Here is a 22,437-nt window from a genome sequence, read left to right on the forward strand (position 1 = left end):
ATCCCGGCGGCGGCGGCCTGGAACGCCGCTGCCGCGCAGACCGTGCAGCTTTATTGCAGCGCCTGCACCCCTGCCACCAGCCAGCCGCCGCCCGACACGGGCTTGCTCATGTTCCACACCTCGCGGAAGGGGCTGGGGCCGGCCGAGGCATCCTCGCGGATCATCCCGGAGAACTCCACGCTGGCCAGGTAGGCGTCGGGCAGTTCCTCGATGCCCAGCAGCTTGGCGTCGAGCATCACCACCTCGGTGGTGTTGGGCTGGCCGCCGGAGCTGCGCTCGCGCTCGGCGAGCTGGGCCTGGATCTCCTCGACCATGCCGTCGGTCATCATCGAGCGCAGGGTGCGCACGTCGGCGCGGTCCCAGGCGTCCTGCAGGGTCACGAAGTTGCGCTTGGCGGCGGCCAGGAAGCCGTCGGCGTCGAAGCCGGCCGGCACGCCCCAGCCCTGCGCGCCCGACAGCGCCGAACCGATGGACACGCCGCCGCCGCTGCCGCCCAGCGCCGTGCCGGACGAGGCCGGCGCGCTGCCGTCGAAGGCCGCGCCCTGGTGCTCCCAGGGGCGGGCCGACGCGTCGTTGCCGACGTTGCGCGGGCTGTACTGCCGCGGCAGGCGTGCGCCGGCCGGGCCGCCGGCGCCCTGCATCGCCAGGTTGCCGCGGGCGGCGAACATGCGCCACAGGGCCAGGCCGGCCATTGCCAGCAGGGCGATCAGCAGGATGTTGGCGAAGGCCGGGCCCAGGCCCAGCGCGTTGGCCAGCCAGGCCAGGCCCAGGCCGGCGGCGATGCCGCCGAGGATGCCGGCCCACGGGCGCTTGGCCGCCTGCGCGGCACCGGCCGCGGCCGCGCCGGGACGTGCAGCCGCATTGCTGCCGGGCGCGGCGTTCTGCGCCGGCGCCGCCGGCGTGTTCGGCGTGGCGGCCTCGCGCTGCGTCACGTTGTTCGACTGGCGGCCGAAGGACTTGCCGCCGCCGATGCGCCGCGCATCGGCGTCCAGGCTCACCAGCGTCACCGATGCACACACGAGCAGCACGGCCCAGATATTTCGCTTCATCGTTCGTCTCCTCTGACGGATCTCTGATTCATCCCAGCCTCACTGCATCGTCCGGGAAAACGGAAGTGGGCTCCACTAGCACTTGATTCCAACATGAAGCGCGACGATTCCCCCCGTCAAGTTGTGATAGTCCACATGTCCGAAACCGCCCTCCCGCATGAGGGTCTTGAGTTCTTCCTGGCCCGGATGCATCCGGATCGACTCGGCCAGGTAGCGGTAGCTGTCGGCATCGCCCGCGATGGCCTGGCCCAGCCGCGGCAGGATGTTGAAGGAGTACCAGTCGTAGGCCTTGCGCAGCGGCTGGGCCACGCGCGAGAACTCCAGCACCAGCAGCTTGCCGCGGGGCCGGAGCACGCGGTTCATCTCCTTGAGCGCCGCGTCCTTGTGCGTCATGTTGCGCAGGCCGAAGGCCACCGTGACCACGTCGAAGTGGCTGTCGGCGAAGGGCAGCTTCTCCGCGTCGCACACCACGGTGGGCAGCACCACGCCGGCATCGAGCAGGCGGTCGCGGCCGGTGCGCAGCATGGCCTCGTTGATGTCGGTGTGCACCACCTGGCCGCCGGCGCCCACCTTCTTCGCGAAGGCCAGCGCCAGGTCGCCGGTGCCGCCGGCGATGTCGAGCACCTTCGAGCCCTCGCGCACGTTGGCGACCATGACGGTGTAGGCCTTCCATGCGCGGTGCAGGCCCATCGACATGAGGTCGTTCATCAGGTCGTAGCGCGGGGCGACCGAGTCGAACACGCCGCGCACGCGGCGCGCCTTGTCGTTCTCGTCGACGGATTCGAAGCCGAAGTGGGTGGTGCTCATGGAGGCAATGTTAGTGGTGGCCGCAGCCGTGGCCGGCCCTGGGCGGCATCGGCGCATCGCGGTCGATGCCCGCTTCGGCCAGGCGGCGCGCGTAGGCGGCCCACAGTTCGTCCTGCTTCGCGCCGAGTTCGTACAGCAGGTCCCACGAATAGATGCCGCTCTCGTGCCCGTCGCTGAAGACCGGCTGCACCGCGTAGTTGCCCACCGGCTGCAGGTCGACGATCTGCACCTCGCGCTTGCCCGTCTGCAGCACCTCCTGGCCGGGCCCGTGGCCCTGCACCTCGGCCGAGGGCGAGTACACGCGCATCAGCTCGAAGGGAATGCGGAACACGGCGCCGTCGGAAAAGCCCACCTCCAGCACGCGCGAGGCGCCGTGCAGGGTGATGGACACGGGGGTGGGGGTCTCGGGTCGCAGGCCAGCCATGAGATTTCGGCGTCGAAGCGGAAAGTGCGCGGGCTGCGCAGTATGCCGCGCCCGCGAAGACCTTCATGCGTATGCGGCCCGGCCCGGCGCAGCGGCGTTCCTATGATCGCCGGATGCCCGCCGCTCCACGCCTGCCCCGGTTCTCCGCGCTGCCCGCCTGCGCGCTCATCGCCGCCCTGGCGCTGGCGCCCCAGCCCGGCCACGCGCTCTGGGGTGCGCTGGCGAAGATCGGCAAGGCGGCCGGCGGCGCCGGCAAGGCGGCGGGCACCGCGGGCAAGGGCGCGGCGGTGGGCGTCGCCGGCGCGGAAGGCGCGGCCGAACTGGCCGGCCGCGGCGCGGCCTCGGCCGCCGGCGGCCTGGCCGACGACGCGGCGCGCACCGGCCTGAAGGCCGGCGGCGAGCTGAGCGCGGTCAACGCCGCGCTGCCGCCCGAGGTGGCGGCCTACCTCGCGCGGCCGGCCAGGGAGCTGACCCCGAAGGACACCTCGGCCATGATGGACGCCTACCGGCAGATGGTCGAGCGCGCCGGCCGCACCGGCGATTTCACCGCGGTGGAGCGCATCGGCACGGGTCCGGGGCCCGGCCGCGTGCTGGACCCGGCACCGCCCGCACGGGCCGGCGCGGCCGCAGCGCCGGCGGCACCGTCATCCGCTGGCGCCCTGCCCTTCGAGGCCGTGCGCCTGCTGGCCCACGCCGCCAGCGCCGGCCATCGCGGCGCCCGCCAGGAACTCGAGAAAGTCTGTACGCCCGGCACGCCGGAAGCGAACCGGTTCCGCGCCCAGTTGCGCCAGGACACGGCCTTCAGGCAACTGTGCGCCGACCGGCCGCAGCGCGCGGCCGCACGCTGAGCCTGACGCCCGGCGCGCTCAGGCCGCGTCCAGCGCCTTCAGCTTCGCCGTGATGGCCGCATCCACCGCCGGCAGCTTCAGCAGCAGTTCGGCCTCGTGGGCGGTGCTGCGGTCCTGCCGGGCGCCGGCCCACACCGGGCCGGGGAAGTGGCTGTCCCAGTCGAAGCGGGCGATGACGTGCCAGTGCAGGTGCGGCACCTGGTTGCCCAGCGCCGCCAGGTTGACCTTGGTGGGCGCCAGCACGTCGCGCAGGGCCTCCTCGACCGCCGCGACGGCCGCCATGCACCGGGCGCGCTCGGCGGCCGAGAGGTCGGAGAACTCGGCCACGTGGTCCGACCACACGACGCGGTAGAAGGCCGGGAAGCCCGCCTCCTCGGCCTGGATCACCCGGAAGGCCGGCGACTCGTACACCACGCGCCCGCCGGCGCCCTCGCACAGCGAGCATGTGGTCGTGAAGTGGTTCGTCATACGAGCACCCTTTCGATGCCACCCTGGTTGGCGACCTCGACGTAGCGGGGCATCCAGTCTTCGCCGAGGATCTGACGGGCCATCTCGACCACGATGTAGTCGGCTTCGAGCAGGCCGTTGTTCAGGTCGTTGCCGTAGCGCGAGAGGCCCTGCAGGCAGCTCGGGCAGCTCGTCAGGATCTTCACGTTGCCCTTCTCGCCGACGGCACCCTGGGCCTTGAGCGCCGCCTCGCCCTTCCTCAGCTCCTCCTCCTTGCGGAAGCGGATCTGCGTCGAAATGTCGGGCCGCGTCACGCCCAGCGTGCCCGACTCGCCACAGCAGCGCTCGCTCTTGAGCACGTGCTCGCCGACCAGCGCCTTGACGGTCTTCATCGGGTCCTGCTGCTTGAGCGGCGTGTGGCAGGGGTCGTGGTAGAGGTAGGCAGCCGCGTTGGCCTCCAGGCGGATGCCCTTTTCCAGCAGGTACTCGTGGATGTCCACGATGCGGCAGCCGGGGAAGATCTTGTCGAACTGGTAGCCCTGGAGCTGGTCGTAGCAGGTGCCGCAGCTGACCACCACCGTCTTGATGTCCAGGTAGTTCAGCGTGTTGGCCACGCGGTGGAACAGCACCCGGTTGTCGGTGATCATCTGCTCGGCCTTGTCGAACTGGCCGCCGCCGCGCTGCGGGTAGCCGCAGCACAGGTAGCCGGGCGGCAGCACCGTCTGCACCCCCGCATGCCAGAGCATCGCCTGCGTCGCCAGGCCGACCTGCGAGAACAGGCGCTCCGAGCCGCAGCCGGGGAAGTAGAAAACCGCCTCGGTCTCGGTCGTGGTGGCCTTCGGGTTGCGGATGATCGGGACGTAGTCGGCGTCCTCGATGTCCAGCAGCGCACGCGCGGTGCGCTTGGGCAGGCCGCCGGGCATCTTCTTGTTGACGAAGTGGATGACCTGTTCCTTGAGCGGCGCCGGGCCGAGCGTGGCCGGCGGATGGGCGGTCTGCTTCCTCGCCGCCGCGCGCAGCAGGTCGCTGGCCAGGCGCTGGGCCTTGAAGCCCACCCCTACCATGCCGGCGCGCACCGCCTTGATGGTGGCCGGGTTGGTCGCGTTGAGGAAGAACATCGCCGCCGCGTTGCCGGGCCGGAAGCTCTTCTGCCCCATCTTGCGCAGCAGGTTGCGCATGTTCATCGACACGTCGCCGAAGTCGATCTTCACCGGGCAGGGCGTGAGGCACTTGTGGCACACCGTGCAGTGGTCGGCCACGTCCTCGAACTCCTCCCAGTGCTTGATGCTGATGCCGCGGCGCGTCTGCTCCTCGTACAGGAAGGCCTCCACCAGCAGCGAGGTGGCGAGGATCTTGTTGCGCGGGGAATACAGCAGGTTGGCGCGCGGCACGTGGGTGGCGCACACCGGCTTGCACTTGCCGCAGCGCAGGCAGTCCTTGACCGAGTCGGCGATGGCGCCGATGTCGCTCTGCTGCATGATCAGCGACTCGTGCCCCATCAGGCCGAAGCTGGGCGTGTAGGCGCTGGTCAGGTCCGCGTGCAGCGGATGCGAGCCGTCGCGCAGCAGCTTGCCCCTGTTGAAGCGGCCTTCCGGATCGACCTGCTGCTTGTAGCGCGCGAAGGGCGCCAGCTCCGCGTCGCTCAGGAACTCCAGCTTGGTGATGCCGATGCCGTGCTCGCCGGAGATCACGCCGTCGAGGCCGCGCGCCAGCGTCATGATGCGCGCCACCGCCTCGTGCGCGGTCTGCAGCATCTCGTAGTCGTCGCTGTTGACGGGGATGTTGGTGTGCACGTTGCCGTCGCCGGCATGCATGTGCAGCGCCACCCACACGCGGCCCTTGAGCACGCGCTTGTGGATGGCGTCGCACTCGGCCAGGATGGGCGCGAACTCGGCGCCCGAGAAGATGCGCGCCAGCGGCGCCTTCAGCTCGGTCTTCCAGCTCGCGCGCAGCTCGTGGCTCTGCAGCCGCGGGAAGAGCGCGTCCGCGTCGCCCAGCCAGCTCGCCCAGCGCGAGCGCACCTCGCGCACCAGGGCGATGGCCTGCTGCACGCGGCCTTCCAGCAGCTCGGCCGCCGGGATCTCGTGCGCGTCGTCGCTCTTGCCCAGCGGCAGGCTGCCGCGCGAGAGGAACGCCTCCAGCTCGTGCGCCAGGCGGATCTTGTTGCGCAGGCTCAGCTCGATGTTGATGCGCTCGATGCCGTCGGTGTACTCGGCCATGCGCGGCAGCGGGATCACCACGTCCTCGTTGATCTTGAAGGCGTTGGTGTGGCGGCTGATGGCGGCCGTGCGCTTGCGGTCGAGCCAGAACTTCTTGCGCGCCTCGGGGCTGATGGCGACGAAGCCCTCGCCCGAGCGCGAGTTGGCGATGCGCACCACTTCCGACGTGACGCGCGCCACCGCGTCGGCGTCATCGCCGGCGATGTCGCCGAACAGCACCATCTTGGGCAGGCCGCCGTGCTTCTTGCTCTTGGTGGCGTAGCCCACGGCCTTGAGGTACCGGTCGTCCAGGTGTTCGAGGCCCGCCAGCAGCACGCCGCTGCGCTTCTGCTCGGCGAACATGAACTCCTTGATCTCGACGATGCTGGGCACCGCGTCCTTGGCATGGCCGAAGAACTCGAGGCACACCGTGCGGGTGTGTGCCGGCATGCGGTGCACCACCCAGCGGCAGCTGGTGATCAGGCCGTCACAGCCTTCCTTCTGGATGCCCGGCAGGCCGGAGAGGAACTTGTCGGTCACGTCCTTGCCCAGGCCTTCCTTGCGGAAGGTCTTGCCGGGGATCGTGAGGCGCTCGCTGCGCAGCTTCGTCCTGCCGTCGGCGGCGAAGTACTGCAGCTCGAACACCGCGCTCTCGGCGTCGTGGATCTTGCCCAGGTTGTGGCCGATGCGCGTGACCTCCAGCCACTCGGCCTGCGGCGTGACCATGCGCCAGGAGGCGAGGTTGTCCAGCGCCGTGCCCCACAGCACGGCCTTCTTGCCGCCCGCGTTCATCGCCACGTTGCCGCCCACGCACGAGGCCTCGGCCGACGTGGGATCGACCGCGAAGACGTAGCCCGCGCGCTCGGCCGCGTCGGCCACGCGCTGGGTGACGACGCCGGCCTCGGTCCAGATGGTCGGCACCTGCCGGCCTTCCAGGCCGGGCAGCTCGATCATCTCCACCTCGGTCATCGCCTCCAGCTTCTCGGTGTTGATGACCGCGCTCTTCCAGGTCAGCGGGATGGCGCCGCCGGTGTAGCCGGTGCCGCCGCCGCGCGGGATGATGGTCAGGCCCAGCTCGAAGCAGCCGGCCACCAGCTTCGCCATCTCGGCCTCGGTGTCGGGCGTGAGCACGACGAAGGGGTACTCCACCCGCCAGTCGGTGGCGTCGGTGACGTGCGACACGCGCGACAGGCCGTCGAACTTGATGTTGTCCCGGGCCGTCAGGCGCCCCAGCACCTTGCGGGCCTGGCGGCGCAGCGCGGCGATCTCGTCGAAGGATCGGCCGAAGGACTCCACGGCGGCCTGGGCCAGCGCGCACAGCTCGCCCACCAGCGCGTCGCGCTGCGGGTCGTCCTGCGGGGTGCGGCGCTTCTGGACCTCGGCCAGGCGGTGCCGCAGGGCTTCGACGAGTTGCCCGCGGCGGCGCGGGTTGTCCAGCAGGTCGTCGATCAGGTAGGGGTTGCGCTGCACCACCCAGATGTCGCCCAGCACCTCGTACAGCATCCGGGCGGAACGGCCGGTGCGGCGCTCCTGGCGCAGGCTCTGCAGCAGCTCCCAGCCCCGGCCGCCCAGCAGGCGGATGACGATCTCGCGGTCGGAGAAGCTGGTGTAGTTGTACGGAATCTCGCGCAGGCGCGCCGGCTCGGCGGCCTGCGACAGCAACGCGGTCAGCGCGGTCGGGGCATTCATCGGGGGGTGGCGCCTCGGCGGGGCGCCGCGCGCCCTCGTACCGGGGCCGGAATTTTATTCCCGGGCCGCCTCCGGCGGCGGCCCGGGCTGCCGGCAGGGCTTTAGAACAGCACCCGGCTGCGGATGGTGCCCGGCACCTGCGCCAGCTTTTCCAGCACCCGCTCGGAGGAGCCGGCGTCGATGTCGGTCACCACGTAGCCCACCTTCTCGTTGGTCTGCAGGTACTGCGCCGAGATGTTGATGCCGGTGTCGGCGAACACCCCGTTGACGGCCGAGAGCACGCCCGGCACGTTGCGGTGCACGTGCAGCAGGCGGTGCTTGCCGGGGTGGGCCGGCAGCGCCACCTCGGGGAAGTTGACGCTGCTGGTGGTGGTGCCGTTGTCGCTGTACTTGACCAGCTTCTCGGCCACCTCCACGCCGATGTTGGCCTGCGCCTCCATCGTCGAGCCGCCAATGTGCGGCGTGAGGATCACGTTGTCCAGCCCGCGCAGGGGCGAGACGAACTCGTCCTTGTTGCTCTTGGGTTCGACCGGGAAAACGTCGATGGCCGCACCGAGCAGCTTCTTCGCCTTGATCGCGGCCGCCAGCGGCTCGATCTCGACCACCGTGCCGCGCGAGGCGTTGACGAGGATGGCGCCGGGCTTCATGGCCGCGATCTGCGCCTCGCCGATCATCCACTGCGTCGAGGGCAGCTGCGGCACATGCAGGCTCACGATGTCGGCCGCGCCCAGCAGCTCGTTCAGGCTGCGCACCTGCTGCGCGTTGCCCAGCGGCAGCTTGGTCACCACGTCGTAGAAGACCACGTGCATGCCCAGCGCCTCGGCCAGCACCGACAGCTGCGCGCCGATGGAGCCGTAGCCGACGATGCCCAGCGTCTTGCCGCGGATCTCGAAGGCGTTCTCGGCGCTCTTGAGCCAGCCGCCGCGGTGGGCCACGGCGTTCTTCTCGGGCACGCCGCGCAGCAGCAGGATGGCCTCGGCCAGCACCAGCTCGGCCACCGAGCGGGTGTTGGAGTACGGCGCGTTGAACACCGCCACGCCATGCTCGAGCGCCGCGCCCAGGTCGATCTGGTTGGTGCCGATGCAGAAGGCGCCCACCGCCACCAGCTTGCGGGCCGCCGCGAAGATCTCGGGCGTGAGCTGCGTGCGCGAGCGGATGCCCAGGAAATGCACGTCGGCCACGCGGGCCTTGAGCTCCTCCGCGTCGAGCGCGCCCGCGAGCACCTCGACCTGGCTGTAGCCCGCCGCCCGGATGAGCTCCACGCCGGAGGGATGGATGCCCTCCAGCAGCAGGAACTTGATCTTGCTCTTGTCCAGGGAGGTCTTGGTCGTCATGGCGCGGCGGGTGGTCGGGAGGAGGGTCGGAAAGAAGGGCCTGCAGCCTAGCATGCTGCACCGCAGCACACTACCAGTGCGGTCTTGCGCGGCCCGTTGCAGGAAAAGGGTTTCCCCGCTACGCGGCCGGCCGCGTGCCGTGCGACAAACGATCGCCGCCGCGCTGTCACGAAAAGGCCATAGCATGCGCGGCTTTGTTATTTCCAGCAGGAGTTTTTGCATGCGATTCAACATGCTTGCCGGCGCCGCTGCGCTGGCTGCCGCCTTCGCCGTCCCGGCCCAGGCACAGACCGAGATCCAGTGGTGGCACTCGATGAGCGGCCCGCTCGGCGAATGGGTCGGCGACCTCGCCAAGCAGTTCAACGAGAGCCAGAAGGACTACAAGGTAGTGCCCACTTACAAGGGCGGCTACGACGAGTCGATGACCGCGGCCATCGCCGCCTTCCGCGCCGGCAACGCGCCGGACATCCTGCAGGTCTTCGAGGTCGGCACCGCCACCATGATGGCCTCCAAGGGCGCCATCAAGCCGGTGGCCGAGGTGATGAAGCAGGGCGGCGTCAAGTTCGACCAGAACGCCTACGTGCCCGCCGTGGCCGGCTACTACACGGCGCCCAACGGCCAGATGCTGAGCTACCCGCTCAACAGCTCGACCACCATCTTCTACTACAACAAGGACGCCTTCAAGGCCGCCGGCCTCGACCCCGACAAGGCGCCCACCACCTGGCCCGAAGTGTTCGCCGCGGCCGACAAGCTCAAGGCCTCGGGCCACAAGTGCCCCTTCACCACCAGCTGGATGAGCTGGACGCAGCTGGAGAGCTTCTCGGCCTGGCACAACACCCTGTTCGCCAGCGAGAACAACGGCTTCGGCGGCACCAAGGCGCGGCTGGTCTTCAACGCGCCGCTGCAGCTCAAGCACTTCGAGAACCTGGCGAAGATGGCCAAGGACGGCACCTTCGTCTACAAGGGCCGCGGCAATGCCGCCGACGCCTCCTTCCCCTCCGGCGAGTGCGCGATGATGACCGGCTCCTCGGGGCTGTACGCGCGCGTGTCCAAGGACGCCAAGTTCGCCTACGGCATCTCCACGCTGCCCTACTACCCCGACGTGAAGGGCGCGCCGCAGAACACCGTGATCGGCGGCGCCAGCCTGTGGGTGATGTCCGGCAAGCCGGCCGACCACTACAAGGGCGTGGCGAAGTTCTTCGATTTCCTGTCCGACGCCAAGGTGCAGTCCGAGAGCCACAAGCGCACCGGCTACCTGCCCATCACCATGGCCGCCTACAAGCTGACGGAGGACTCGGGCTTCTACAAGGAGAAGCCGGGCACCGACGTGGCCGTGACGCAGATGATCCGCAAGACCACCGACAAGTCGCGCGGCATCCGCCTGGGCAACTTCGTGCAGATCCGCACCATCATCGACGAGGAGACGGAGCAGATCTGGTCCGGCAAGGCCACGCCCAAGCAGGCGCTGGACGCGGCGGTCAAGCGCGGCAACGAGCAGCTCGAACGCTTCCAGAAGGCGAACAAGGGCTGAAAGCCCTTGTTCGCCTGCGGCGGCACTGGAGCACCCCCTCCCTGCCCTCCCCCGCCAGGCGGGGGAGGGAGTGCGTCGTCGCAGTAGACTCGCACGCCCGCAAAGATGCCGCGCGGGCGTTTTCGTTTCCAGAGGCTTCATGGAAAAACGCGTTCTCTTCCGATCCGCCTGGCTGCCCTGGCTGCTGATCGCGCCGCAGATGGCGGTGATCCTGGTCTTCTTCTTCTGGCCCGCCAGCCAGGCCATGCTGCAGTCGGTGCAGGCCGAGGATGCCTTCGGCACCTCCACCACCTTCGTCGGCCTGGACAACTTCCGGACGCTGTTCGAAGACCCGGCCTACATCGACTCGTTCAAGATCACGGCCATCTTCTCGGTGCTGGTGGCGGTCAGCGGCATCACGCTGTCGATGGTGCTGGCCGTCTTCGCCGACCGCATCCTGCGCGGCGCCCTGGTCTACAAGACCTTCCTGATCATCCCGTACGCCGTGGCGCCGGCCATCGCGGGGGTGCTGTGGATCTTCATGTTCTCGCCCAGCATCGGCGTGGTGACCTACTGGCTGCGCCAGACGGGCTTCGACTGGAACCACCTGCTCAACTCCGGCCAGGCGCTCACGCTGATCGTGGTCGCGGCCGTGTGGAAGCAGATCTCCTACAACTTCCTGTTCTTCCTGGCCGGCCTGCAGTCCATCCCCAAGGCGCTGATCGAGGCGGCCGCCATCGACGGCGCCGGGCCGCTGCGGCGCTTCTTCAGCATCCAGTTCCCGCTGCTGTCGCCCACCACCTTCTTCCTCTTGGTGATGAACGTGGTCTACGCCTTCTTCGACACCTTCGCCATCGTGCACGCCACGACCGAGGGCGGCCCGGGCCGCGACACGGCGATCCTGGTCTACAAGGTCTGGCACGACGGCTTCCGGGCGCTGGACCTGGGCGGCTCGGCCGCGCAGTCGGTGGTGCTGATGGTCATCGTCGTCGCGCTCACGGTGATCCAGTTCCGCTACGTCGAAAAGAAGGTCCAGTACTGATGCACCGCCCCACCTTCGCCCGGAGCCTCGCCCATGGTTGAACGCCGCCCCGGCCTGACCTTCGTCTCGCACCTGGTGCTCATCCTGGGCATCCTGCTGATCGCCTTCCCGATCTACCTGGCCTTCGTCGCCTCCACCCACACGCGCGACGAGATCCTGCGCGTGCCCATGCCGCTGGTGCCGGGCGCCCACATGGTCGAGAACTACACCGCCGCGCTGACCGGCGCCGACACCCAGGGCGCGCGCGTGGTGGTCGGCCGCATGATGTGGATCAGCTTCGTCACCGCGATGGTGATCGCGGTCGGCAAGATCGCCATCTCGCTGCTGTCGGCCTTCGCCATCGTCTACTTCCGCTTCCCGTTCAAGAAGATCGTGTTCTGGCTGATCTTCGTGACGCTGATGCTGCCGGTGGAGGTGCGCATCCTGCCCACCTACAAGGTGCTGGCCGACCTGAACATGCTCAACACCTACGCGGGCCTGACGGTGCCGCTGATCGCCTCGGCCACCGCCACCTTCCTGTTCCGGCAGTTCTTCCTGTCGGTGCCCGACGAGCTGGTGGAGGCGGCGCGCATCGACGGCGCGGGCCCCATGCGCTTCTTCAAGGACGTGCTGGTGCCGCTGTCGCAGACCTCGATCGCGGCGCTGTTCGTGATCCAGTTCATCTACGGCTGGAACCAGTACCTGTGGCCGCTCTTGGCCACCACCAGCGAGGACATGTACCCGGTGGTGATCGGCATCAAGCGCATGATCGCCTCGGGCGACGCGGCGGTGGACTGGAACCTGGTGATGGCCACCGCCATCCTGGCGCTGGTGCCGCCGGCCATCGTGGTGGTGCTGATGCAGCGCTGGTTCGTCAAGGGCCTGGTGGACACCGAGAAGTAAACGCGAGAACACAAGAGCACAACAGCATGTCCGGCATTACGTTTCGCAACGTCATCAAGCGCTACGGCAAGGGCGCCAAGGCCAACCAGGTCATCCACGGCGTCTCCGCGGAGATCGGGGACGGCGAGTTCGTCGTCATCGTCGGCCCCTCGGGCTGCGGCAAGTCCACCCTGCTGCGCATGGTCGCGGGCCTGGAGGAGATCTCCGCCGGCGAGATCGCCATCGGCAGCCGCGTGGTCAACGACGTCGAGCCCGCGCAGCGCGACATCGCGATGGTGTTCCAGAACTACGCGCTCTACCCGCACATGAGCAACTACGACAACATGGCGTACGGGCTCAAGATCCAGGGCGTGCCCAAGGCCGAGATCAAGCAGCGGGTGGACAAGGCGGCCAAGATCCTGGAGCTGTCGCACCTGCTGGAGCGCAAGCCGCGCGAACTCTCGGGCGGCCAGCGCCAGCGCGTGGCGATGGGCCGCGCCATCGTGCGCCAGCCGCAGGTGTTCCTGTTCGACGAACCGCTGTCGAACCTGGACGCCAAGCTGCGCGCCCAGACCCGCCTGGAGATCCAGAAGCTGCACCGCGAGCTGGGCATCACCTCGCTGTTCGTCACCCACGACCAGGTGGAGGCGATGACGCTGGCCCAGCGCATCATCGTGATGAACGCCGGCGTGATGGACCAGTTCGGCACGCCCGAAGAGGTCTACAACCGGCCCGCCACCACCTTCGTCGCCAGCTTCATCGGCTCGCCGCCGATGAACCTGCTCAAGGCGGCGCCGGGCGTGCGCAGCGGGCAGATCCTCGGCATCCGACCCGAGCACATCGTGGTGGGCGAGGCCGACGGCTGGAGCGTGAACGTGGAGCAGGTCGAGCTGCTGGGCGCGGAGCGCCTGGTCTACGGCCGCATCGGCGACGAGCAGATCATCGCCCGCGTCGACGAGGGCCAGTTCGCGCCCAAGGTCGGCGACACGGTGCGCATGTCGGCGCGCAAGGACAAGCTGCACTGGTTCGACGCCGGTTCCGGCAAGCGGGCGGAATGAGCCGCCCGCTGCCCTCCTGGCCCTACCCGCGCTGGATCGCCCACCGCGGCGCCGGGCGGCTCGCGCCCGAGAACACGCTCGCCGCCTTCCGCCTGGGCGCGGAGCACGGCTACCGCATGTTCGAGTGCGATGCCAAGCTCAGCCGCGACGGCGTGGTGTTCCTGATGCACGACGCGGCCCTGGACCGCACCACCGACGGCACCGGCATCGGCGGCGAGCAGCCCTGGTCCGAGCTGTCGCAGCGCGACGCCGGCGGCTGGCACTCGCGCCGCTACGCCGGCGAGCCGCTGCCCACGCTGGCCGCGCTGGCGCGCTTCTGCCTGGCCAACGGCCACCTGCTGAACATCGAGATCAAGCCCACCCCCGGCACCGAGCGCGAGACCGGCGCGGCCGTGGCGCACGAGGCCGGGCATCTGTGGGCCGGCGCGCCGGTGCCGCCGCTGCTCACCTCCTTCAAGCCCGACGCGCTGGCCGCCGCCCGGGAGGCCGCCCCGCATCTGCCGCGCGGCCTGCTGCTCGACACGCTGCGCGAAGGCTGGCTGGACGAGGCGAAGTCGCTGGGCTGCGCGGCCGTAGTGTGCAACCACGCGCTGTGGGACGCCGCCAGCGTCGGTGCCGCCCGCGCCGCCGGCCTGCGGCAACTGAGCTACACGGTCAACGACGAATGGGCCGCCCAGCGCCTGATCGACCTGGGCACCGACGGGATCATCACCGACCGGGTGGACCTCTTCGCGCCGCAGGGCTGAAGCGCCGGCGCGACCGGGCCGCCGCGCCCGCTTTTCTATGATGGGCCGCATGAGCTGGAATACCCGCCTCGGCGCCGCCCTGGCGCTCGTGCTCGCCGTGCTGCTGCTGCACGCCGGCCCGGGCGCCCTGCCCGCGCACGCCCAGGCTCAGGCGCCCGCCGCGGAGGCGGCGCCGGATGTCGCCGAGCTGCGCGCCCAGCTCGACCGCCTGCCGACCTCGGCCGACACCGGCGAGGAGGCGCGCCGCCTGGTGCGGGAGGTCGACGCCATCGCCACCGGCGCGCAGAAGTTCGTCGCCCAGCGCACCGGCCGCCTGAACGACCTCAACGCGCGCCTGGGCGAGCTGGGCAACCCGCCGGCCGCCGGCGTCGGCGAAGACCCGGACATCACCCGCCAGCGGGCCGCCCTCACGCGCGAGCGCAACTCGGTGGACGCCGACATCCGCCTGGCCAAGCTGGTGATGGTCGATGCCCAGCAGCGCGCCAACGAGCTGCTGGCCCGCCGGCGGCAGGACTTCGAGGCGCAGCTGACGGAGCGCGCCGCCTCGCCGCTGACGCAGGAGTTCTGGGCCGACATCGCCGAGGCCCGACCGCAGGACCTGCGCCGCCTGCAGCCGCTAGCCGACGAGTTGCAGGCCGCCGCCGCCGTCGCCGGCCAGGACGAGCACCGCGCCCCCGTGCTGTGGGCGCTGCTGCTGGCGGCGCTGGCCGTCACCCTGGGCAACGTGCTGGTCGAGCGCGGCCTGGTGGCGCTGGCCCAGCGCGTGCTGCCGGGCGGGCGGCTGCGGCGCTCGCTGCTGGTGATCGCCGTCGTCACGGCCAACCTGCTGGTGGTGGCGCTGGCCTTCCGCGGGCTGCTGGCCGTCTTCGAGGCGCACGACATGATGGGCGAGCTGACGCGCAAGCTGGCCCGCCTGGCGCAGGGCGCGCTGCTGTTCATCACCTTCGTCGTCAGCCTGGGGCGGGCGCTGCTGGCCAATGCGCGGCCTTCCTGGCGGCTGCCGCCGATCGCCGACCCGATGGCGCGCCGGCTGCGCGCCTTTCCGGCGCTGACGGCCCTGGTCGGCGTGCTGGTGTGGGTGCCGACACAGATCAACGCCCTGGTGGACGCCAGCTACGCCGCGGTGGTGGCCACGCACGTGGCCGCCGCTCTGGCCCTGAGCGCGCTGATCGCCGCCATGCTGATGCGCCTGCGCCCGCCGCGCGGCGGGCCCGCCGCGGACGGCGACGCCCAGGCCGCCGCCGCGGCCCGGCCGCTGTGGGTGGGCACCCTGCGCGCGCTGGTGGCGCTGGCGCTGGTGGCCATCGTCGTGCTGGTGGGCCTGGGCTACGTCGCGCTGGCCAGCACCATCGCCAGCCAGCTGACCTGGACCGGCATCGTCGCCTGCGCGTTCTACGTGCTGTTCAAGTTCGCCGACGACCTGTGCATGGCGCTGCTGGGCTCGCGCAGCGCCTCGGGGCAGCGGCTGGCGGGCGGCTTCGGCTTCTCGGCCTCCACGCTGGACCAGGCGGCGGTGCTGCTCTCGGGCCTGCTGCGGCTGGCCCTGTTCTTCTACATGGTGGTGACGCTGGTGGCGCCGCTGGGCACCGGACCGGGCGAGGTCGTGCAGCGCAGCAGCCAGTTCGGCACCGGGCTGAAGGTGGGCGAGTTCGAGATCGTGCCGGCCGCGCTGCTGAGCGCGGTGTCGGTGCTGGTGGTCGGCTTCGTCGCGCTGCGGGTGCTGCGCCACTGGCTGCAGCAGCACTACTTCCCCACCACCTCGCTGGAGCCGGGCATGCGCAGCTCCATCGCCACGCTGCTGGGCTACGTGGGCGGCATCGTGGTGGTGGCCTTCGCGCTGTCGGCCCTGGGCATCGGCGTCAACCGCATCGCCTGGATCGCCAGCGCGCTGTCGGTGGGCATCGGCTTCGGGCTGCAGGCGATCGTGCAGAACTTCATCTCGGGGCTGATCCTGCTGGCCGAGCGGCCGGTGAAGGTGGGCGACTGGGTGGTGCTGGGCACCACCGAGGGCGACGTCAAGCGCATCAACGTGCGCGCCACCGAGATCCAGCTGGGCGACCGCTCCACGCTGATCGTGCCCAACTCGGAGTTCATCACCAAGACCGTGCGCAACATGACGCTGGCCAACGCCGAGGGCCGCGTGCTGATCCGCCTGCCCATGCCGCTGACCAGCGACGCGCAGCGGGTGCGCGAGCTGATGCTGGCGGCCTGCCAGGCCCACCCGGCCGTGCTGGCCGCACCGGCGCCCTCGCTCACGCTGGAGGGCATCGAGAACGGGCAGCTGATCTTCCAGGCGATCGCCTACGTCGCCAGCCCGCGGCAGGCCGGCAGCGTGCGCAGCGACCTGCTGTTCTCGATCCTGGATGCGCTGCGGCAGGCCGATTTGCCGCTGGCCGCACCCATGCTGACCATGGCGGTGCCGCCGCCGGCCGCGCCCGCGCCGCCTGCCGACGCCGCGCCTCCGGGCGGATGAGCCGGAGGCCGGCGCCGTATCAGCGCCGCCAGCCGCGGATGAGCCACCACTGCACCGTGCCGCTCACCGCCACCAGCGCCGCATAGGTGCCGATGCGGCCGTCGCGGCCGGTCAGTGCCAGCCCCGCCAGCAGGACCACGACGCCGGCGGCGAAGGTGATCGCCACCTGGGCGGCCAGCCCGGGCGCCCCCGCGCCGCGCTTCATGAACAGCCGGGCCGCCAGCGCCAGCACCAGCGCCACCGCCAGGGCGGGCAGCGCGAAATTCAGCAGGTGATTGAGAAGGGCCAGGAGGGTCATGGAGCATGCGCCCTGGCCGATCGCCGTGATAGCCGGGGTCTTGCTGCGGCGCGCGGCGCGATAGCGAGTGCAAATTTTATAATCGGGGCCCATGGCAGTCTGGGCCCTCGGCTTGAACCACACGACCGCGCCGCTCGATCTGCGCGGTCGTTTCGCGTTCGCCCTCGACCAGATCGCCCCCACGCTGCAGAGCCTGCGCCGCACCGTGGGCAGCCAGGGCCACCCACCGGTGGAGGCGGCCATCCTCTCCACCTGCAACCGCACCGAGATCTACTGCGCGGCCGAGCACCCGGCGCTGGAGCACACCGTCGGCTGGCTGGCCGAGAGCGGCGGCGTCTCGCCCGCCCTGCTGCGCTCGCACGCCTACACCCTGTCGGACGACCAGGCCGCGCGCCACGCCTTCCGCGTCGCCGCCGGGCTGGACTCGATGGTGCTGGGCGAAGCCCAGATCCTCGGCCAGATGAAGGACGCGGTGCGCGCCGCCGAGACCGCCGGCGCGCTGGGCACCACGCTCAACCAGCTCTTCCAGCGCAGCTTCGCCGTCGCCAAGGAGGTGCGCACCACCACCGAGATCGGCGCCCACTCCGTCAGCATGGCCGCCGCCGCCGTGCGCCTGGCCAGCCAGCTCTTCGAGGATCTGCGCGAGACCCGCGTGCTGTTCGTCGGCGCCGGCGAGATGATCGACCTGGCGGTGACGCACTTCGCCGCCCGGGCGCCGAAGAAGATCGCGATTGCCAACCGCACGCTGGAACGCGGCGAGAGCCTGGCCGGCCGCTTCGGCGGCGAGGCGATGCGCCTGGCCGACCTGCCCGGGCGCCTGGCCGAGTTCGACATCGTCATCAGTTGCACCGCCAGCACCCTGCCGCTGATCGGCCTGGGCGCGGTGGAGCGGGCGCTCAAGGCGCGCCGGCACCGGCCCATGTTCATGGTCGACCTGGCGGTGCCGCGCGACATCGAGCCGGAAGTGCGGCAGCTGGAGGACATCTACCTCTACACCGTGGACGACCTGGCCCACGTGGTGCGCCAGGGCGAGGCCAGCCGCCAGGCCGCGGTGGCGCAGGCCGAGACCATCATCGACGCCGGCGTGCGCAGCTTCATGCACTGGATGGACCAGCGCGCCAACGTGCCGCTGATCCAGCAGTTGCAGGCCCAGACCGACGAGTGGCGGCAGGCCGAGCTGGCGCGCGCGCGCAAGCTGCTGGCGCGCGGCGACGACGTCGATGCCGTGCTGGAAGCCCTCTCGCGCGGCCTGACGCAGAAGCTGCTGCATGGCGCCCTGGCCGAGCTGCATGCCGGCGACGCCGAGGCGCGCCAGCAGACCGCCGCCGCCGTCTCGCGCCTGTTCCTGCGCAAGGAACGTTAGCGGCGCCCTCGCGCGCAGCGGCTGCAGCATGGCGGCCGCACAGCCTGGCAGCCGTGCCGGCCTGCCCACCTTCCCCTTCTGGCCCGCCTCCCCTTGAAAGACTTCCTCCGCCACCAACTCGAACGCCAGGCCCAGCGCCTGGCGGAACTGGACTTCCTGCTCTCGCGCGAGGACGTCATGGGCGACATGGCCAAGTACCGGCCGCTGGCGAAGGAGCATGCCGAGGTGAGCGCCGTCGCCGGCCGCTGGGCACGCTACCAGCAGCGCGAGGCCGACCTGGCCGCGGCCCAGGACATGCTCGGCGACCCGGACATGGCCGAGATGGCGCGCGAGGAGATCGACGGCGCCGAGGCCGAGCTGGCGCAGCTGGAGGACGAACTCCAGCGCCTGCTGCTGCCCAAGGACCCCGACGACGAGCGCAACGCCTTCGTCGAGATCCGCGCCGGCACCGGCGGCGACGAGTCGGCCCTGTTCGCCGGCGACCTGGCGCGCATGTACACCCGCTACGCCGCCGGCCGGGGCTGGAAGGTCGAGGTGATGAGCGCCAGCGAGAGCGAGATCGGCGGCTACAAGGAGCTGGTGCTGCGCGTGGAGGGCGACGGCGTGTACGGCCAACTGCGCTTCGAGTCCGGCGGCCACCGCGTGCAGCGCGTGCCGGCCACCGAGACGCAGGGCCGCATCCACACCAGCGCCGCCACCGTGGCCGTGATGCCCGAGCCCGACGAGGCCGAGGCCATCACCCTCAACCCGGCCGAGCTGCGCATCGACACCTTCCGCGCCAGCGGCGCCGGCGGCCAGCACATCAACAAGACCGATTCGGCCGTGCGCGTGGTGCACCTGCCGACCGGCATCGTGGCCGAATGCCAGGACGGCCGCAGCCAGCACGCCAACAAGGCCCAGGCCCTGCGCGTGCTGCAGGCCCGCCTGCAGGAGAAGGAGCGCAGCGAGCGTGCCGCGAAAGAGGCCGCCACCCGCAAGGGCCTGATCGGCAGCGGCGACCGCAGCGACCGCATCCGCACCTACAACTTCCCGCAGGGGCGGCTCACCGACCACCGGATCAACCTGACGCTGTACAAGCTGGCGGCGATCATGGAAGGCGACTTGGCCGAGGTGGTGGCCGCCCTGCGCGCCGCGCGCGAGGCCGAGCAGTTGGCCGAGCTGGAGGCGTCGGCGTGACCCGCGGCGCCGCGCCGGCCGACCTGGCGCAGGCGCTGCAGGCCGCGCGCGCCCTGGGCCTGGACCGGCTCGACGCGCAGATGCTGCTGCTGCACGCCCTGGGCCGCCCGGCCGGCGACCGCGCCTGGCTGCTCGCCCACGACCGCGACGCCCTGCCCGCGCCCGCCTGGGCCGCCTTCGGCGCCCTGGCCGCGCGCCGCGCCGCCGGCGAGCCGGTCGCCTATCTGCTCGGCGAAAAGGAATTCCGCGGCCTCGCGCTGGCGGTGGACCCGCGCGTGCTGGTGCCCCGCCCCGACACCGAGACGATCGTCGACTGGGCGCTGGAGTGCCTGGCCGGCCGCGCCGCGCCGCGCGTGCTGGACCTGGGCACCGGCAGCGGCGCCATCGCCCTGGCCGTGCAGCAGGCCCGGCCCGACGCGCAGGTGGAGGCGGTGGACGCCAGCGCCGATGCCCTGGCCGTGGCCCGCGCCAACGCCGCCCGGCTGGACCTGCCGGTGCGCTTCCGGCAGGCCGACTGGCTGGCCGGCGCGGCGGCCGGCCACGACCTGATCGTGAGCAACCCGCCCTACATCGCCGAGGGCGACCCGCACCTGCCGGCGCTGCGCCACGAGCCCGCCTCGGCGCTGGTCAGCGGCGCGGACGGGCTGGACGACATCCGCCGCATCGTGGCCGGCGCGCCCGCGCATCTGGCCGATGGCGGCTGGCTGCTGCTGGAGCACGGCCACGACCAGGCCGGCGCGGTGCACGGCCTGCTGGCCCGGGCCGGCTTCGCGCAGGTGCAGTCGCGCCGCGACCTGGCCGGCATCGAACGCTGCAGCGGCGGCCAGTGGAGGCCTTCTCCGGTATGAACGCAGCCGCCGCCGTCATCCTGGACCTGTCGCCCGACGACGCCACCCTGCGCTGGCGCGACGCGCAGGGCAAGGCGCAGGTGCACGCGCTGCCCATCGGCCCCGAACGGCTGGCGCGGCAGCACCGCTTCGGCCGCCCCGCCAGTCCCCTGGCGCTGGAGGCGGCCATCGAGACGGTGGAGGACGCCGTGATGCCCCTGGCGGCCGGGCTGCCGCGCCCGGCCGAACTGTGGCTGGGCGCCGGCACCGGCGCGCTGGCGGCGGGCATCGGCGCTGCAGGGGACGTGCTGGACATCGACACCGTCGAGGCCGCCTTCGCCCGCCTGGCCGACCTGGCGCTGGGCCGCCCCGCCGCCCAGGCCGGCGTGCCCGACGACGCCGGCTTCGCCGCTGCGCTGCTGGTGCTGCGCGAGGCCATGCACCACCTGGGCCTGCGCGCCGCCCGCCTCGGCATCCCGCCGGCCGCCTGAAAACCCGGAACCCCCACCCCGCGCACGGCCGGGCGGCCGATGAAATAATCCCCGCATCCCCAGCCTTTTGCCCCAGGAACACCCCATGAGCGACGTCCAGCAACGCATCGATGGCCTCGTCAAGAGCAGCGACATCCTGCTGTTCATGAAGGGCAGCGCCAGCTTCCCCATGTGCGGCTTCTCCGGCCGCGCGATCCAGATCCTGAAGGCCTGCGGCGTCGATCCCAAGGCCGTCACCACGGTCAACGTGCTCGACGACCCCGAGATCCGCCAGGGCATCAAGGACTACAGCCAGTGGCCCACCATCCCGCAGCTGTACGTGCGCGGCGAGTTCATCGGCGGCTCGGACATCATGATGGAGATGTACGAGTCGGGCGAACTGCAGCAGGTGCTGGCCCAGCCGGCCTGAACGCCGCGCCATGGCCCACGATCACCCGCACGATCACGGCCATGCCGAGCCGGCGTGGAAGCACGACGGGGTGCGCGTCATCCCCGGCGACCGGCTCGACACGAACACCGCTCAGACGCCCGGCATGAACCGGGCCGCCGCCATCAACTTCGCCCGCGTCGGCGCGCAGAAGCTGTGGGCCGGCACCGTCACCATCCACCCCGACGCCAAGACCGGCGCCCACCACCACGGGCACCTCGAATCGGTGATCTACGTGGTGCGCGGCAAGGCCCGCATGCGCTGGGGCGAGCACCTCGAATTCACCGCCGAGGCCGGCCCCGGCGACTTCATCTACGTGCCGCCCTACGTGCCGCACCAGGAGATCAACGCCAGCGCCACCGAGCCGCTGGAGTGCGTGCTGTGCCGCAGCGACGGCGAGGCGGTGGCGGTCAACATCGACATCGAGCCGGTGGAAAAGCCCGAGACGGTGCTGTGGGTGGACCCCACGCATCCCACCGGCGGCGTCTGATCCGACGTCGCTGTAGTCGCGGCGAGACAAGCGCTGTCAGCCGCGAAATCCTCCTCACCACGAAGGCGCGGGCACGGCTTATGCTGTGCGTCACGCGAGTTCGATTCGGAGGTGTCCATGGATTCCCGCAGTCTCGTTCCGGCCAGCGCGTCCTTCCAGTTGCCCGTGGCGCAGCTGCGCAGCGTCTACCAGACGCACGAGGTCGAGCGCAAGCTGGCCAAGCTGCCCGAACGCGAGCACGAGCACCTGCGCAGCACCTACGAACGCATGCTCGAACGCGGCCCCGAGCGCTTCCAGGTCAAGCCCAGCGGCGTGCCCGACATGGCCGCCCTCTACGACCAACTGCCCAACTTCACCGACGCGCTGGACGACGTGCGCCGCCATGTCGCGCTGGCGCAGGACTCGCAGGACGGCCTGGAGGTCACGCCGATGCTGCTGCTGGGCCCGCCGGGCATCGGCAAGACGCACTTCGCGCGCAAGCTGGCCGAGCTGCTGGGCACCGGCATGCAGCTGGTGCCGATGAGTTCCATGACCGCCGGCTGGCTGCTCTCGGGCGCCAGCGCGCAGTGGAAGGGCTCGCGCCCCGGCAAGGTCTTCGAGGCGCTGGTGGACGGCCAGTACGCCAACCCGGTGATCGTGGTGGACGAGATCGACAAGGCCAGCGCCGACGCGCAGTACGACCCGCTGGGCGCGCTGTACTCGCTGCTGGAGCACGACACCGCCCACAGCTTCGTCGACGAGTTCGCCGAGGTGGCGATCGACGCCAGCCAGGTCATCTGGATCACCACCGCCAACGACGAGCGCGCCGTACCCGAGCCGATCCTCAACCGCATGAACGTGTTCGAGATCGAGGCCCCCTCGCCCGAGCAGGCGCGGCGC

21 protein-coding genes are annotated in these 22,437 nt (G+C 71.0%); 14 read left to right on the forward strand and 7 right to left on the reverse strand.

The window, feature by feature from the left end:
• Positions 1–50: 50 nt before the first annotated feature.
• The 3 genes from ACIY1X_RS06200 to ACIY1X_RS06210 all read right to left on the reverse strand — a co-directional run bounded on the left by ACIY1X_RS06200 (position 51) and on the right by ACIY1X_RS06210 (position 2,280).
• Positions 51–1,049: a Tim44 domain-containing protein gene (locus ACIY1X_RS06200; RefSeq protein ID WP_399678970.1), complete on the reverse strand. Its 999-nt coding sequence runs from the start codon at positions 1,047–1,049 to the stop codon at positions 51–53.
• A 75-nt stretch (positions 1,050–1,124) separates the two neighbouring features.
• Positions 1,125–1,856 (reverse strand): bifunctional demethylmenaquinone methyltransferase/2-methoxy-6-polyprenyl-1,4-benzoquinol methylase UbiE, encoded by a 732-nt coding sequence (gene ubiE, locus ACIY1X_RS06205; RefSeq protein WP_399678972.1) that lies wholly within the window; start codon positions 1,854–1,856, stop codon positions 1,125–1,127.
• A gap of 10 nt (positions 1,857–1,866) precedes the next feature.
• Positions 1,867–2,280: a gamma-butyrobetaine hydroxylase-like domain-containing protein gene (locus tag ACIY1X_RS06210; protein ID WP_399678974.1), complete on the reverse strand. Its 414-nt coding sequence runs from the start codon at positions 2,278–2,280 to the stop codon at positions 1,867–1,869.
• 113 nt (positions 2,281–2,393) lie between these two features.
• On the opposite strand from ACIY1X_RS06210, the gene ACIY1X_RS06215 reads away from it, so the two are divergent.
• Positions 2,394–3,128, forward strand: coding sequence for a hypothetical protein (locus tag ACIY1X_RS06215; RefSeq protein ID WP_399678977.1), 735 nt, complete (start codon positions 2,394–2,396; stop codon positions 3,126–3,128).
• Between the two features lie 18 nt (positions 3,129–3,146).
• Here ACIY1X_RS06215 and ACIY1X_RS06220 read toward each other — a convergent pair whose 3' ends face one another.
• The 3 genes from ACIY1X_RS06220 to serA all read right to left on the reverse strand — a co-directional run bounded on the left by ACIY1X_RS06220 (position 3,147) and on the right by serA (position 8,796).
• Positions 3,147–3,596 carry an HIT family protein gene (locus ACIY1X_RS06220; protein ID WP_399678980.1) on the reverse strand — a complete coding sequence of 150 codons (450 nt, stop codon included), beginning with the start codon at positions 3,594–3,596 and terminating at the stop codon, positions 3,147–3,149.
• Entirely contained in the window at positions 3,593–7,462 is a 3,870-nt protein-coding gene (locus ACIY1X_RS06225) for a DUF3683 domain-containing protein (protein WP_399678982.1), read from the reverse strand. The genes ACIY1X_RS06220 and ACIY1X_RS06225 overlap by 4 nt, the downstream gene beginning before the upstream one ends.
• Positions 7,463–7,563: 101 nt before the next feature.
• Positions 7,564–8,796 (reverse strand): phosphoglycerate dehydrogenase, encoded by a 1,233-nt coding sequence (gene serA, locus ACIY1X_RS06230; protein ID WP_399678985.1) that lies wholly within the window; start codon positions 8,794–8,796, stop codon positions 7,564–7,566.
• A gap of 220 nt (positions 8,797–9,016) precedes the next feature.
• On the opposite strand from serA, the gene ugpB reads away from it, so the two are divergent.
• The 6 genes from ugpB to ACIY1X_RS06260 all read left to right on the forward strand — a co-directional run bounded on the left by ugpB (position 9,017) and on the right by ACIY1X_RS06260 (position 16,486).
• On the forward strand, positions 9,017–10,327 hold the full coding sequence (ugpB, locus tag ACIY1X_RS06235) for a sn-glycerol-3-phosphate ABC transporter substrate-binding protein UgpB (protein ID WP_399678987.1): 1,311 nt from the start codon (positions 9,017–9,019) through the stop codon (positions 10,325–10,327).
• Between the two features lie 139 nt (positions 10,328–10,466).
• Positions 10,467–11,348: a sn-glycerol-3-phosphate ABC transporter permease UgpA gene (gene ugpA, locus ACIY1X_RS06240; RefSeq protein WP_399678989.1), complete on the forward strand. Its 882-nt coding sequence runs from the start codon at positions 10,467–10,469 to the stop codon at positions 11,346–11,348.
• A 33-nt stretch (positions 11,349–11,381) separates the two neighbouring features.
• A complete protein-coding gene (ugpE, locus tag ACIY1X_RS06245) occupies positions 11,382–12,230 on the forward strand; it encodes a sn-glycerol-3-phosphate ABC transporter permease UgpE (RefSeq protein WP_399678991.1) in 849 nt (282 codons plus the stop codon).
• Positions 12,231–12,256: 26 nt separating this feature from the next.
• Positions 12,257–13,267 (forward strand): sn-glycerol-3-phosphate import ATP-binding protein UgpC, encoded by a 1,011-nt coding sequence (locus ACIY1X_RS06250; protein ID WP_399678993.1) that lies wholly within the window; start codon positions 12,257–12,259, stop codon positions 13,265–13,267.
• A complete protein-coding gene (gene ugpQ / locus ACIY1X_RS06255) occupies positions 13,264–14,013 on the forward strand; it encodes a glycerophosphodiester phosphodiesterase (protein WP_399678996.1) in 750 nt (249 codons plus the stop codon). Before ACIY1X_RS06250 ends, ugpQ begins: the two co-directional genes overlap by 4 nt.
• Positions 14,014–14,062: 49 nt before the next feature.
• Positions 14,063–16,486: a DUF3772 domain-containing protein gene (locus ACIY1X_RS06260; RefSeq protein WP_399678999.1), complete on the forward strand. Its 2,424-nt coding sequence runs from the start codon at positions 14,063–14,065 to the stop codon at positions 16,484–16,486.
• Between the two features lie 19 nt (positions 16,487–16,505).
• Here ACIY1X_RS06260 and ACIY1X_RS06265 read toward each other — a convergent pair whose 3' ends face one another.
• Complete coding sequence (locus ACIY1X_RS06265; RefSeq protein ID WP_399679001.1) at positions 16,506–16,784, reverse strand: hypothetical protein; 279 nt, start codon at positions 16,782–16,784, stop codon at positions 16,506–16,508.
• 91 nt (positions 16,785–16,875) lie between these two features.
• On the opposite strand from ACIY1X_RS06265, the gene hemA reads away from it, so the two are divergent.
• From hemA to ACIY1X_RS06300, 7 genes are all read left to right on the forward strand, one after another.
• Positions 16,876–18,147 carry a glutamyl-tRNA reductase gene (hemA, locus tag ACIY1X_RS06270; protein ID WP_399679003.1) on the forward strand — a complete coding sequence of 424 codons (1,272 nt, stop codon included), beginning with the start codon at positions 16,876–16,878 and terminating at the stop codon, positions 18,145–18,147.
• A gap of 93 nt (positions 18,148–18,240) precedes the next feature.
• Entirely contained in the window at positions 18,241–19,323 is a 1,083-nt protein-coding gene (gene prfA, locus ACIY1X_RS06275) for a peptide chain release factor 1 (protein ID WP_399679004.1), read from the forward strand.
• Positions 19,320–20,171 (forward strand): peptide chain release factor N(5)-glutamine methyltransferase, encoded by an 852-nt coding sequence (gene prmC / locus ACIY1X_RS06280; RefSeq protein WP_399679006.1) that lies wholly within the window; start codon positions 19,320–19,322, stop codon positions 20,169–20,171. Before prfA ends, prmC begins: the two co-directional genes overlap by 4 nt.
• The gene (locus ACIY1X_RS06285; RefSeq protein ID WP_399679007.1) at positions 20,168–20,641 is read left to right on the forward strand and encodes a hypothetical protein; all 474 of its coding nucleotides are present in this window, start codon (positions 20,168–20,170) and stop codon (positions 20,639–20,641) included. The genes prmC and ACIY1X_RS06285 overlap by 4 nt, the downstream gene beginning before the upstream one ends.
• 85 nt (positions 20,642–20,726) lie before the next feature.
• Positions 20,727–21,050, forward strand: coding sequence for a Grx4 family monothiol glutaredoxin (grxD, locus tag ACIY1X_RS06290; protein WP_038209710.1), 324 nt, complete (start codon positions 20,727–20,729; stop codon positions 21,048–21,050).
• Positions 21,051–21,060: 10 nt separating this feature from the next.
• Entirely contained in the window at positions 21,061–21,558 is a 498-nt protein-coding gene (locus ACIY1X_RS06295; protein ID WP_399679010.1) for a cupin domain-containing protein, read from the forward strand.
• A 117-nt stretch (positions 21,559–21,675) separates the two neighbouring features.
• On the forward strand, positions 21,676–22,437 hold a 762-nt coding region (locus tag ACIY1X_RS06300; protein WP_399679013.1), incomplete at its 3' end, for an AAA family ATPase.

This window comes from Xenophilus sp. (genome assembly GCF_044462705.1).
GTDB lineage: Bacteria > Pseudomonadota > Gammaproteobacteria > Burkholderiales > Burkholderiaceae_C > Xenophilus > Xenophilus azovorans.